Below are 13,317 nucleotides of genomic sequence, written 5' to 3'. Positions count from 1 at the left end.
TTGTACGCTATAACCTCCCTTACTTTTCTCTCCTTTCTAAGGTAACTTTTAAGTTACGTTTTTTAAAAATTTAATGTACAGGAAATTGTTGATTTTCAATAATTTTATTCCGCTGAAAAGAATTTAAAAACTATAAATAGTGGTATGTTTTAGGAATAACCTTATATATCAAAAAGTATTCATCAGCATAAAAATTCGATAGGGTTTTCTGAATTAGGCTAGAACTAGCAATTGGTTTTAATGATTGTTTTGTAACTTTTTTATATTTCTTTTATATTCATAAACCTCTATTCCTAATTGATTTTTTACTGCAATTAGATTATTTGGTAATTCCTTTTCTAAAGCTAGTATTACTCTACTATTTGGAATATGGTCATTAACTATCTGCTCTGATTCTAATAAAGCTTTATATTTTACACATTGGAATAATCCCCTTTGAATATCAGCAGAATTGGAAATATATGACTTTACCTCAATACCGATTATTTCATCTTTGTTTTTAAAAACTACATCTATCAAATCCATTGAAGGTAATTCATATTCTGTAATACCTATTAGTTTTGATGAAAGTCCCAAAAGTTTTGGATTATCAGCAATATAATTTTTGAAGTCTTTGTGTTGTTGACTTTCCCCTCCTGCTCCGTAATTTGGTCTGGGTTCTTTTATTTTTTGGTCAAAATCTGTTTCTAAAGGTTTTAAATTAAGCTCGGTTAACACCCAATACCAATCTTTGTATAAATAGATATCGGTAAGTACTTTGTCAACTGCTTTTCTTTTTTGACCTTTATTTAGCGATTGAAAATTAGAATATTCACTAAATTCTTCAATTCCAGAACCTGGAATTTCTTCTGATTTATTGATAACTATAAAGTTTAATAATGGTATTTTTTTATTAGTCTTCTTTTGTAATTCTTTAATCCAATTACCTACAGCTCCCAATACATAATTCAAATTACGAGCATTCGACATTCCAATTTCCTGAGCCAAATCAGAATAAAATATTGGCTTTCCAGCTCTAGCTTGTCTTACCAAAATGGGAAAAGCAAGTTTTGCTCGTTGCACATATAATTTATCAGTATTGCTTAATTCTGTTTTAGATTTTTCGCTTGTGGATTTTTTTTCTGCGCTATTAGAATTAACTCCAAGAAAATAGTTAGCCTTTCCGTCCCACTTAATATTACCTTTTGCCTTAAGAGTTTGTAAAGCATTTCTAACATTTCGTTTCCACCTTTCCTGTTGATTATAATCAGCCAATGGCTCCAAATCTCCTGGTTCGAAATGATCGATGCTACTTTCTACTATTTGATAAATTTCCAAAAGATTAATCCAAGTATTTTTGGGAAGCCTTTCTAATATTACTTTTATAAAAATGTCTTGCCTAGTAATCATTTATCTGTCTTTTCAAATTTTGGAATAATGAATTATTAAAAAATTTATTTATAAATGTTTAGCTTAGCGTTAATAATTTCAAGTGGATTTGGACATAACCGAATCCGCCATAGCATTTTTGAACGTAAACTTGTATTAAAAGTATATTTTTTCACATAATTGAATTGCTTCTGGACATTCCAGTCAACCAGATTTGATAATTGATGAGATGAATAATGAATCATTGATTTTGGTAGTTTTTTAAACTTATGCAAAAGTGTTTCGCCTATGAGAATTTACGTTTGTTAGCGGTAAACTGCAAGCCAACACCAACCTAAAAATACTCGCGATTTTTAAGAAGTAAGCGAAAACAAGCAATTACTTACATTCATTTTTCTATTTAGTTATTATAGGTTATTCTTTAACCAGTCAGAGCACTCTTTGCTAAATCCAGCCCAAGCTCCTTCTCCTGTTAAGCAGACCGCTAAAAGTTCATCATTTGAATTAATAAATTGTTTTAAATGGTCTCTAATTAAAGTTGTGGTTGACGATGACTTAACAATAAAAGTACTATCTAAACAATGCCACCAAATTCCTAATTCTTTAATCGCTTCGATTAGTGTTAGTGTTGTATAGTCTTGACTGATTTATTTAAATCATAACCAATCAAATAGCTTTTTTTCATAAATTAAAAGTTTCATTTTCTAATTTAATTATTCCAAATGTTAACTGTTCGTGCATTGTATGGTGTTACTTTGCATTTGAATTTGTCTTTAATTTCATTAATATATTCCAAATCTTCATCGGAATAAACTCCAATGTAAACACTCCAAAGTTTGTCCTTAACTTTTTTCCCCATTTTAGCCGCTTTGTTCACGGCATTTATTATGTGGTAGTCATATTTTCCAAAATTAAAACCGAATGTTATAAGCGAACCCTCAATAGCACATAATTGGTCATAACAATGAGTTAAATATTTATTGTGCATTATATGGTTAAGTTTTTCTTCTCCATTGCCAGCAGTAACAAAAATGGGATATTCTTTATTGTCAATTCTTTCCTTTACATTTTCGAGAAGATAATGAGCGTTATCGTATTCCACTTTTACTATATTAATTCCGGTATCAAAAATTGGCAAAGTTCCGTGAAGATGGAATATGGTCATTTCTTCTTTATATTTCCCCCATCTCAATTCGGAATATTCCAATTCCTCTGATGGAATGAATTCTCCACTATCTAAATCAGTTTCTAAATCTCGACCAAATCCATCGATTGCATTTTTGACTTGATTTCTCATTAAAACCCAATACAGAAGCAAATCGTAATTTGTTGAAAATACCAATCCGTCTCGAGAAAGATACTCTTGTAAAAATTTCATACAAGATTCGCTTTTTTCATCAGGAATTTTGAAGACGTGTTCAGGATGTAGCTCTTTTACTGCATCTATTAAACTTTTTTTTAACTGTTCCGTAACTGCTTTTATCTTCGGTACTAAAGTTTTATCATTACTAAATAGGTCAGCGATTTCACAAAAGTTATCAAGTTGTTGCATTATTAATTCAAAATTCTTCGTATTAAGTCGTTCGAAAAGTTTTACAACCATTGGGTCACCACTATCTTCTATAAATTTGCTTAATGCATTATACGAGAAAATACTGTTATCAAAAGCCATACTAAATCCATTGCCAAATAATAAATGCTTTTTTCTTTTTTTCTTATTTAAAGAATCTACAACTTCTTGGTAAGTCATTAGTTTTTCTATTTCCATTTTATCGGTTTTAATTACACACAAAAATTGTATAAAAACATCAATCTTATTTATACTTTATAAACCTAACCAAAACCATACAAACTTCCTTACGGTTTCCCCTAAAGGCTAAAAAAATCGACAAAATACCTTATAAGGTATTAATTATCAATACTTAAAAAATTAACCCGTATATAAACAAATCATTAGTTATTTTTAAATTTTAGGATTCATTTTTATAAAATCCTCAAGGTTTATGGGTTTTCCGCTTTTAAATTCGGCTTCTTGTAGGGTGCGTTCTTCTTTAAAAACGAGCTTGGCCATTGCTTTTTTGTAATTGGTGTTTTCGGTTTCTACAAAACCTTCCATTTGGTGAAGGTGAAGTTGTTTAAATCTGTAATGGGTGATTAAAGGAAGTGCCTCGGTCATTATTCCCTGTGCCCAAAATTCGGGAAGTAGCCAAAGTCCGATTTCGTCTTTAGTAGGCGTTGAGTTCTTTGAGGATTTGTTGGGTGACTTGCTTTCTTCCGCTAAAGAAATTTGGATTTTCTTCATCGATAGCTTTGGTCAGTCGGGTGGCAAAAAAGTACACATTATCCTTAGTGGTGAGATAACCTACCCACCAGCCGATGTCTTTTCCGTTGGTTCTTGTCCATCCGGTTTTATCGCGAAAGGTGTAGTTTTCCTTGTGTTCTGAAATCATTAGTTCTTTTACCTTTTCCATATTTTCTTGAGAAAAAGGTAGCTTGTTTTCATAAAGATCGATTAAAAATTCGACCTGATTTTTAGGGGATATCGCAAAATTTCCATAATTCCAGAAATCATCTCCTGCTTCACTTAGCTTGTTATTTCCGTAGTTGATGTTGTTCAGCAGGTTTTTATAGGTGCTTCTTTTGATTTTTTGGGAAGCTTTTACATAAAACCAGATGGTGGAGTTCTTGTAGGCGGTTTTTAAATCGGTGTCTTGCTCCCAAACTTTAAACGGAAATCCAAAATGTGATTTTGGTTCTCCATCCCATTGATAGATTTCATTTTCGTCCTTTACTGCTTTTTGTTCGAGCAGCATAAGGGAATTGGGGATTTTAAAAGTGGATGCGGGCAGCGTGGGAATTTCGGCATCCTGCGCATCGGTAAAGATCCATTGTTTGTTTTTATAGTCGTAAAGGGTCGTGCTGCCCTCGAGTCTTAAACTGTCGTAACTATTTTGGAACCTGTTTTGCCCGAGGAGCGTAGAGGTGCAAAGGATTAAAAGTATGGGTATGTATTTCATTTTTGTTTTTTTGCTTTGCTGAATTAGATTGAAGTTTATTTTGGAGTCGGTGTCAAATTTCTGTAAAAAATGTGGTTTTGAGGTTTTCATTTTAGGGCATTTCGATACAAATTTTCTGCGAAAATTCACTCAATGACGTAAAATGCTTGCTAACAACCTCAACTTTGTTTTTTATTATTGCTATGAATCTATCGTACATTACGATATCAATTATTGACTTCAAGACTTATTCTCGATACAAAAATCGTCACCGATTTCCACTCGAATTGAAAGCCTTGAAGTTGGTATTCTATTTTCTGTTTTATAATGAATGTCTTTAATAATTATAATCTGGCGTCGTCACCCTGAACCTGCCTGCCGGCGAGACGGGTCTGATTCAGGGTCTCATCTTCAAAGTCTATTTTTAAAATTCAGTATGAGATTCCGGGTCAAGCCCGCCTGCCGGACGGGCAGGCCCGGAATGACGCAAATAAGCCTTATTGAAAATTACCGATAAGCAATAAATTATATTATTGCCATAGTCTATTATATGATACGGTTTACATTTTAGTGACATTTCGATATAAATTTTCTACGAAAATTCACTCAATGACCCCAAAATGATAAAAACTACACCAACTCCTTATTCTGCAGATGGCAATACACTGGATAAGCCATCCTCTACGCCCAGCGCTGCGGAATTGATTTGTTTTGCTACGGATATAAAAAGTATGCCGGAATGGAGCATCACAATGTGTCGTCAATCTGAGCCTGATTCAGGGTCTCATCTTCAAAGTCTATTTTTAAAATTCGGTATGAGATTACGGGTCGAGCCCGTCTGCCGGACGGGCAGGCCCGGAATGACGCAAAATAAGCCTTATTGCGAAAATTCACGCAATGAACTAAAATGCTTTATGCTCCAGTATATTTCAATACAAAATCTGCTCGGGTTTTTGCTTCGGTTTTGGGGACTTCGATGGTTTGATAGCCATAGTGATTATAAGTTTCTTTCATTTTGGTATGCGTTAACAGCACCTCATCCCAATCTTGTTTGCGTTGGTGATCGGTTTGGTAGATTTCCTGCCAGGGCGGAAGTATAAAAACCTTCGTATGGTACCTCCAATGTTCCGCATACGATTGCATTTCTTCGCTAATTGCGGAACCGATAAGTTGGGCATAACAGAGCGTATCTAAAAACGAGCGGTCAAAAAATACGGGCTTCCGGTTGTTTCTATGTTTTTCGGTTTGCACGTAACTTTCCACGGAACGCTCGAACATTAGTTGCTTGTACAATTCCTTATTTTTCCACGGTAAGGCTTCTCCGTTGGCTTGTTGCTGTTCTTTAATCAGTTGCCGCGCTACTTCCGGAACTACGGGATATCCTCTGTTTTGGAGTTCCGTTAACAGGGTGGTTTTCCCTACGCCGGGACCGCCGGTGATGATGTGAAAATTGGGGTGTTGTTTGAATGGAATCATCCTTTTTGCTCGTTTTTAGCTTAATCATCGCTTTTTAACTTGCTGTAAATTTGCAGATCGGTAAATACATTTCCGGTTAAGCGCTCTCCTTGTCTTTGTATTCCTTCGAGCGTAAAGCCTAATCTTTGCGGAATTTTACTGCTGGAGTGATTTCCCACCGCGCACTTGATTTGGATGCGGTTAAGTTGGAGTTCCTGAAAAGCAAACTCACAGATTTTGGCTACCGATTTTGTCATAATGCCTTGCTTTTGATATGCTTCGGAAAGCCAATAGCCTATTTCTGTTTTTTGGTTGCTTTTGTCTGTTCCATTCAAGCCAATAAGTCCGACGAATTCGCTATTCTTCAGAATGGTGAATACGTATTCAGATTTTTCTTCGGATGCTTTCACCACGGTATCGACAAAGGCTTGGGTATCGGCTAGCTTTTTTGTCAATGCAACAAACGGAAGCCATTTCCCCAAGTATTCTCGCTGATTATCGATGGTTCTAAAAATCACTTCGGCATCGGTTTTTTCTAACTTTTTCAGTTGTAGTTGGTCATCAATTTCCAGTATCATTAGGCTTCTATTTTATGCTTTTTCTTTGTTCACTTCTTCTTTAAAGAACTCGTTAAGATGATGTGTGCCATAGGTTTGAGCGATATTATCCTTGGCCATTGCGGTTAAAAAGAATTCAATGGGTCCGTAGGTTTTAGAAGAGGTAAAAGTTCTTAACGACCAGATGATGCTTTTTCTTATCCAATCGGGCAAGTGATAAATCTTAATGGGTTTGCTCCAGGCTTGCAAGGCGATGCTGGCGAGTTGATTTTGACTTAAAATATCGGGACCGCCCACGCTTTCTTCCGGGCTGCCGGCGATCATTTTATCGACACAAAACTCGGCGAGATCTGCGCCGTGAATGGGATTTAGCTGTTGCTTTCCGTCTCCAAAAAGGTAAACCCTGCCGCCTTTTGCCATTGTTAAAAAGTCTTTCATATCAGAGAAATAACCATTAGGGCGGATAATGCTTTGCTGAATAGCAGCATTGGTTAATTCATCGACAAATCTTTCTTTGGCTTCAAAGATTTTTAACTGCCTTAGCTGATCTCCGTTGATGGCTGAAATGTATTGAAATGCTTCGACCTGATCTTTTAAGGCTTCGTTTAGCAAATTTGCATTGCCCTGGTAATCGACATCCATATAGGTTAACCCATCTTTTTGCCGGGTGATCCCCACGGAAGAAATGACCCAATCGATGTTTTGCGTGATTCCGTTTAGGGTTTCGGGACGGGTGATTTCACCTACAAAAATATCGTCAACCTTGGTAAATAGTTGTTTTTGGGCTTCTCTACGGATCAATATTCTTACCCAAAAGCCTCGTCTTTTCAATTCTTTGACCAAATACTGACCTAAATATCCGGTGGCGCCAGCAACCAATACTTTTTTTGCGTTCATTTTTTAAGACAAAGCTAGGGATTTGCTCACCGAATTTTCTTGACGATGGTCAAGAAGTTTGGTTTTGTTGTAATAACATTCCTTTCTTTTTTTCATCCTTGAAAACAATGCTATTGATATCCCGTAAAAAATTCCAGGTTTAAAGCGTTTCATTTTGGAGCATTTAGATACAAATTTTCTGCGAAAATTTACTCAATGACCTAAAATGCTTACTAACAACCTTGCTATCAACCTCAACTTTGTTCTTTATTATTGCTATCAATCTATCGTACATTCCGATATCAATTATTGACTTCAAGACTTATTCTCGATACAAAAATCGTCACCGATTTCCACTCGAATTGACAGCCTTGAAGTTGGTATTCTATTTTCTCTTTTAGAATGAACGTCTCTAATAATTATAATCTGGCGTCGTCACCCCGGATTCTCACATTGAGCGGAGTCGAAATGTTGATTAACTAGGTTGAATATTCTAGTTCAGAATCTTATTCTCTAGATTATATTTTTCAATACATTATCAGATTAAAGATTCTATTCATAATCCCTTTCTTTTTTTCATCGCCAAAAAAAGAAACAAACCCGCCTGCCGGCGGGCAGGAAACGCTAGGCTTATTTTTACATCCTTGAAAACTACATCAAATTCCTTATCCTGCGGATGGCAACCGCTGCGCTAGGCCATCCTACACATCCAGCGCTGCGGAATTGATTTGTTTTGCTACGGATATAAAAAGTATGCCGGAATGGAGCATCACAATCTGTCGTCACCCTGAGCCTGCCTGCCGGCGAGGCGGGTCTGATTCAGGGTCTCATCTTCAAAGTCTTTTTTTAAAATTCGGTATGAGATTCCGGGTCGAGCACGCCTGCCGGACGGGCAGGCCCGGAATGACGCAAATAAGTATTATTGCGAAAATTTACACAATGACCTAAAATGATGAAAATATCAATTATTATTAATCCCTTTCTTTTAGCTCACTGTCGCTTATTTATTTGAGTGTTTAGCATTATTTAAATTTGATAGAAATATCTAAATGTCCACCTAATCCTTCGTTGATAATTCTCTGTAATGTGGAAAATCGAATGTCTTTTAAATTTCTTTCTAATTTTGAAATATAGGATTTGTTTGTTCCTGCTAATTCTGCCAATTGTTCTTGAGTAAGACCTTTATCCTCTCTGGCTTGCTGAATCAATACACCAAGTTTGAAAGCGTCATATTCTGTTTCAAATGCCTCTCGTTTTTCAGTTCCTCTTTCTCCCACCTTTTCATCGACAAACTGGTCAAGACTCTTCAGGTTTTTATTTTTTGCTTTCATAGTATTCTCTTTTTATTTGTTCTGCTCTTTCAATTTGTTGTTTTGGTGTTTTTTGCGTTTTCTTTTGAAATCCGTTACCAACAACCACAATATTATCCAAGTCGAAAAAGCAGAAAATTCTGAAAATGTTATTTCCAACCTGGACTCTTATTTCGTAGAGACCAGTCGTGTTTTTCAAATGTTTTAAATAAATATCGGGAATTCGATCAATTTCTTCAATTACCTTTAAAGTCCAAATAATTTTCTTCTTTACTTTATCAGCTTGGGCTTCGTAAAATTCCTCAAAGTAATTTTTGAAAAAATAAAGTTCCCGTTTTTTATTCATAGTACAAATGTAAAAAAAGTAGTCCAATAAGACAACTTTTCCTTTTTCAGCAACACGTACACGGATACTTATAACCCCACAAGTTGTATTTTATTCAGTATAAATCTAACCTGAAACGCTAAATTTCAATTACTGTTTCCCTTAAAAATGCATCCAAAACCAGGTTTTACAGAACAGTAAAAATGAAGTTCTCTTATAAAGCTTCTGTAAAAAAGTATTCTTGTGAATTCATAAATTTGAGGGTTTTACGGTATTATTTCCTGCGGACTAAGGGATGTATAGAGCTTTATGGTTTCTAGTAATCGATCTATTTTGATGGAGTTGTGTTATCTCTCGGACTTGTATAAGTGTCAATTAGAAATTAAAGATACTATTTTTAGGATAAGCTGCGGAGTTAGGCTAATAATTAAAGAAGATCAAAAAAGGTTTGGCGAACGCCTGCCAAGCAATGCTTTATTGGTTAGTATACAATTGATTCACCTTTTGTAAATTGGTTAGACTGCTTATTTCATAAAAATAATTCAGTTGCCATTTTTGCGTCCTTTCAGCTTGTTTGCTTTTCACCATATCCCAATGTGGATAAACTCTAAAGGCGCGCTTTCCATCTTTATTTTCGGTAGCGAGAATTCCTTTTTTTATCAGTACCGATTTGGGGAATACAAACTGCCCAAATTTATGTTCTGTCCGTACGTTGACCACATAAAAATCAATGGCATCATTCCCGCTAAAAGGTTCAATGGGACCATTCTTTTGTCGTTTCCAAAAGGTCACAAATTGTCCGGCTTTCTTGGGTGTGATTTTAGCATTTCGGCTCAAAATATGCATTCCGTTGAGTTGAAATCGACAGGCATTGTATGCTTTGCTTTCTGTTTCGGTTTTAAAGTCGGAGAGCTCAAGTGCGCATTTATCGTAAATTTCGGTTTTAATCTGACTTAGATTTTTGTCCATTTGTGCTACTTGATTGCTTTGTTGATTTGAAATTAAAAAGCTTTTAGAAAGCAATTTTTTGGCAACGTATTTATTTAAATAGTTTAGTATATTCTCCGAATAAATATATTCTTCCTCTTTTTCCTCCAGTTATTTCATTTAATATTTCTAATTTTTCAAGTTCTTCTATTAATTTGTAAACCGAAGGTAATGATAAGCCTGTCAAATCTTTAACTTTTTGAGCATCAATAATTGGTCTTTGGTAAAGATGATTTAAAATCAATTGCGCATTGTGTGAACGACTTCCTAAGGTTTGTAATTTAAATTCAACTTCTTTTTGTAGTTTTAAAATACTCTCAAATGTGTTTATTCCGTTTTTTGCAGTTTCAATTACACCAACTAAGAAGAACTTAAACCATTGATTTAAATCATTTTTTTCTCTAACTCTTGTTAGGTTGTCATAATAAAGCATTCTGTTTCTTTCAAAAAAATCAGAGAGATAGAGAATAGGCTTTTTTAGTATTCCCTTTTCAACTAAATACAATATAATCATTAATCGACCAACTCTTCCATTACCGTCTAAAAATGGATGAATAGTTTCAAATTGGTAGTGAATTAAAGCAATTTTTAATAAATCAGGAAAAAATGATTGGGAATTATGAGCAAAATTCTCTAAATCTCCCATATATTCATTTACAGTCGTATGTATAGGTGGAATAAACGTGGCGTCATTAATACTTGCTCCTCCAATCCAGTTTTGACTGCTTCTAAATTCTCCAGGAAGTTTATGCTTTCCTCTAACTCCTTGCAATAATATTCTATGTGTTTCACGTATTAATCTAGAGGAAAAAGGTAGTTTTTTTAAACTTTTGATAGCAGAATTTAATGCTTCGATATAGTTTTGTACCTCTTCCCAATCATCTCGTTTTTCATCATTTACATCTTCCTTATCTAATAAAGCATCTTCTATATTTGTTTTTGTTCCCTCAATTTTACTTGATTGTGTTGCTTCTTTTAAAACGTGCATTCTGATAAATAAATCGATATTTGGAATGTGTTCTGAATACATATCTAGTCTTCCTAGTTGTCTATCAGCTTGACTTAAAAGAGCTAATACCTCCATATCTTCAATTGTCCATTGTTGATTTATTTTAGTAGGTTGAAAGCTTTTATGTGTACCTTGGTTTATGTAGGTACCAGATTTGAAGGTTTTCATTTTTTATTTAATTACAAACTTAAATAAAGATACATCTTAATTAAGAATATTAAAAAAATATTAAATAAGGAATGAGTTAAGTTAAGTATATACTTAAAATCTTAATTAGCCGAGTGTCTTATTTAATGTTGCTCAATCTAGCCATATCCCAACAAGCGTTGTGTGATATTCACTTTAGTTCAATCATAAAATCTACCAAAAAAAACCAATATCAATCACGGTTTCCCTTAAAAGAGAAAAATAGCCCATCAAAAAAACCTTTCCTAAAAAAATAGCCGGTTCACATAATCAAATATATTTGTCCACGTTAGTCTAATGTTATGTTGAAGAAATAAAAGAATGAAAACATCTAGATTCAGGTATTTGCTGAACGCTTACCGGTTTCATATCTAGGTACTTGATTTAATGTTTTAAGATAGTCCACTATTTCTTCAGAAGCCTGAACCATTTGAGTTGCTAGTTGTTCGGTTAGTTGATCCAAATTGTTAAAATCAGGATTTTCTGCTATAGTAGTTTCAAGAATCGCATATTTAGGCATTTCTGTTTTTTCTTTATTCCATTTTGAGTTTTTCAGCAGTTCCCAATATTTTTTTTGAATCGGTATGGTATTTCCCAAAAGCCAAACCTCAAATCTCATTTCTAAGTGATTCAAAACAATCCCCAGTTTTAATTTTTTACTTTTTAAAAAATCGTTTGAATAATAGAAATAGGTAAAATCCATATATCCATGAAGAATTCCTGTAAACGAATAATGGTCAGATAGCGTTTTGATGAATTCTGTTCTTAAACTCATAACGAATTTTACAAGCGCATTGTATGCTATTAAAATGTCTCCTTTTTCAAGTTGCTCTTGATAGATCGCTACGTAGTTGTTTAAATTCTTCATTTAACTTTTGGTACATTTCAGCTCATAGTTTTGCTAGCTTGAGCATAAGGTTTTGGCTAAAATGCGTTTTAATGATTTTTAGGTTTTATTGTGTTTCCTTTAGTTCTGTCAATTTTAGCAGTAATTCATTAATCAATTGTTCTGCTATTGGCTCATTACTTCGTTTTAATTGTTCAATAATTTGTTTAATTTTTTCTGGAGAATCACTTTCTTCAGGGATGGCTTGAAAGCTTTCCTTAGGAGCTAATGAGAAAAACAATTGATCTGACCATTCATTCCTCTCGCCATCTATCACCAAATGAACTCGATCTGACTCGCCTGAATTTATAACAGAATGCACGTAGTTTACATTGGTGTACCAACACTCCCCCGGTAACATCGTTAATTGGATACCATCTAGAATAAATTGGACATCTGGATTTGTTACGATGGGTATGTGTAAACGAAAATTGCCATCCTCATAGCCTAATTTATGATCTCTGTGGGGTTTAATTTCTGCACCAACCCCTAGTCTTAGGATACGGGCACTAAGTATGGGACATTCAAAAAAGTCAATCACTTCCTTAAAATAGTGACATTCTTTAAGTATTGCTGTTTCAGACAATATTGAGTTAGCTGTTGAAAGTGCATATATATTAGATTCGTCTCCGTTATGAGCATATAATGAAATAACTTTCCAATCTCCATCATAGCCTGACTTATTAAAATGTGCAATCCAATTTCTGTCAAGAATTAATGATAAGTCTTGGATCAGTTTCTCTTTATTAAACCGAAAAGGAAACTTTAAATATTTAGTATGCTTTTGCATTATCAATCTTAAGATTTTAATGAAACCCAACAATTCTATAATTCATTTACAAATGCTTGTAAATGCAACCTGTATTTTTTTAAAACTGTAAATTTTATTGCATCACCCTCTTACCTAATAACCAGAATTTACATTCCTGCTTATCCATTAATTTAGACTAAAATACCAAATTTATAACAAACTAGTTTCCAGAATTACAGAATCTCATCTATCATAAAAGATAATTTTAGGATTTAGATGGGTTCATTCTACCTATCAAATACTTTTGTCTACGTTAGCCCAATACTATGTTGAAGAAATAAAACAAGGAAACATCACTCTGTTTATTTCTGCGAAAGTTAAAAACTTCGTCTTGGATGCTTACAGACTTTTTCTGCTAAACGACAACATTTTTTACTAGACCGAGATAAGTTATATAAAACTCCTATTTAAGAGTTTCAAAATCATTTTACTGATTTTGACTGGAAATTAAATTATAAAGGATTTTAATGGTTTAACGGAAGAAAAGGATCATTCTCAAAAGTCTTTTGTGAAGTACCCATACACAGGAAGCAGCAGTTGGGTGGCTCTTT

13 protein-coding genes are annotated in these 13,317 nt (G+C 34.1%); all 13 read right to left on the bottom strand.

What is annotated here, in order from left to right; genetic code table 11:
• Window positions 1–237 precede the first annotated feature (237 nt).
• The 13 genes from FVB9532_RS17240 to FVB9532_RS17175 all read right to left on the bottom strand — a co-directional run bounded on the left by FVB9532_RS17240 (window position 238) and on the right by FVB9532_RS17175 (window position 12,745).
• Window positions 238–1,389 carry a hypothetical protein gene (locus tag FVB9532_RS17240; protein WP_228482383.1) on the bottom strand — a complete coding sequence of 384 codons (1,152 nt, stop codon included), beginning with the start codon at window positions 1,387–1,389 and terminating at the stop codon, window positions 238–240.
• A gap of 688 nt (window positions 1,390–2,077) precedes the next feature.
• Window positions 2,078–3,136 (bottom strand): DUF4917 family protein, encoded by a 1,059-nt coding sequence (locus FVB9532_RS17230; RefSeq protein WP_150546430.1) that lies wholly within the window; start codon window positions 3,134–3,136, stop codon window positions 2,078–2,080.
• Between the two features lie 195 nt (window positions 3,137–3,331).
• On the bottom strand, window positions 3,332–3,670 hold the full coding sequence (locus tag FVB9532_RS17225) for a GNAT family N-acetyltransferase (protein WP_150546429.1): 339 nt from the start codon (window positions 3,668–3,670) through the stop codon (window positions 3,332–3,334).
• Entirely contained in the window at window positions 3,594–4,385 is a 792-nt protein-coding gene (locus FVB9532_RS17220) for a penicillin-binding transpeptidase domain-containing protein (RefSeq protein ID WP_150546428.1), read from the bottom strand. The genes FVB9532_RS17225 and FVB9532_RS17220 overlap by 77 nt, the downstream gene beginning before the upstream one ends.
• 891 nt (window positions 4,386–5,276) lie before the next feature.
• Window positions 5,277–5,840: an AAA family ATPase gene (locus FVB9532_RS17215; protein WP_150546427.1), complete on the bottom strand. Its 564-nt coding sequence runs from the start codon at window positions 5,838–5,840 to the stop codon at window positions 5,277–5,279.
• A 20-nt stretch (window positions 5,841–5,860) separates the two neighbouring features.
• A complete protein-coding gene (locus FVB9532_RS17210) occupies window positions 5,861–6,397 on the bottom strand; it encodes a GNAT family N-acetyltransferase (RefSeq protein WP_150546426.1) in 537 nt (178 codons plus the stop codon).
• Window positions 6,398–6,409: 12 nt separating this feature from the next.
• Entirely contained in the window at window positions 6,410–7,273 is an 864-nt protein-coding gene (locus FVB9532_RS17205) for an SDR family oxidoreductase (protein ID WP_150546425.1), read from the bottom strand.
• Between the two features lie 1,001 nt (window positions 7,274–8,274).
• The gene (locus FVB9532_RS17200) at window positions 8,275–8,583 is read right to left on the bottom strand and encodes a type II toxin-antitoxin system RelB family anti-toxin (RefSeq protein WP_013070215.1); all 309 of its coding nucleotides are present in this window, start codon (window positions 8,581–8,583) and stop codon (window positions 8,275–8,277) included.
• Window positions 8,567–8,908, bottom strand: a complete 342-nt coding sequence (locus FVB9532_RS17195; RefSeq protein WP_013070214.1) for a type II toxin-antitoxin system RelE/ParE family toxin — start codon at window positions 8,906–8,908, stop codon at window positions 8,567–8,569. Before FVB9532_RS17195 ends, FVB9532_RS17200 begins: the two co-directional genes overlap by 17 nt.
• Before the next feature lie 453 nt (window positions 8,909–9,361).
• Window positions 9,362–9,910, bottom strand: a complete 549-nt coding sequence (locus FVB9532_RS17190; protein WP_317132303.1) for a MepB family protein — start codon at window positions 9,908–9,910, stop codon at window positions 9,362–9,364.
• Window positions 9,911–9,926: 16 nt separating this feature from the next.
• Entirely contained in the window at window positions 9,927–11,051 is a 1,125-nt protein-coding gene (locus FVB9532_RS17185) for a Fic family protein (RefSeq protein ID WP_150546423.1), read from the bottom strand.
• A gap of 355 nt (window positions 11,052–11,406) precedes the next feature.
• On the bottom strand, window positions 11,407–11,937 hold the full coding sequence (locus FVB9532_RS17180; RefSeq protein WP_150546422.1) for a DUF7000 family protein: 531 nt from the start codon (window positions 11,935–11,937) through the stop codon (window positions 11,407–11,409).
• An 85-nt stretch (window positions 11,938–12,022) separates the two neighbouring features.
• Window positions 12,023–12,745 (bottom strand): aspartyl/asparaginyl beta-hydroxylase domain-containing protein, encoded by a 723-nt coding sequence (locus FVB9532_RS17175; RefSeq protein ID WP_150546421.1) that lies wholly within the window; start codon window positions 12,743–12,745, stop codon window positions 12,023–12,025.
• Between the last annotated feature and the right edge of the window lie 572 nt (window positions 12,746–13,317).

This window comes from Mesonia oceanica, assembly GCF_902499555.1.
Classification (GTDB): domain Bacteria; phylum Bacteroidota; class Bacteroidia; order Flavobacteriales; family Flavobacteriaceae; genus Mesonia; species Mesonia oceanica.
Note: the sequence above shows the minus strand (reverse complement) of the source record. Positions and strands in the feature narration are given on the sequence as shown.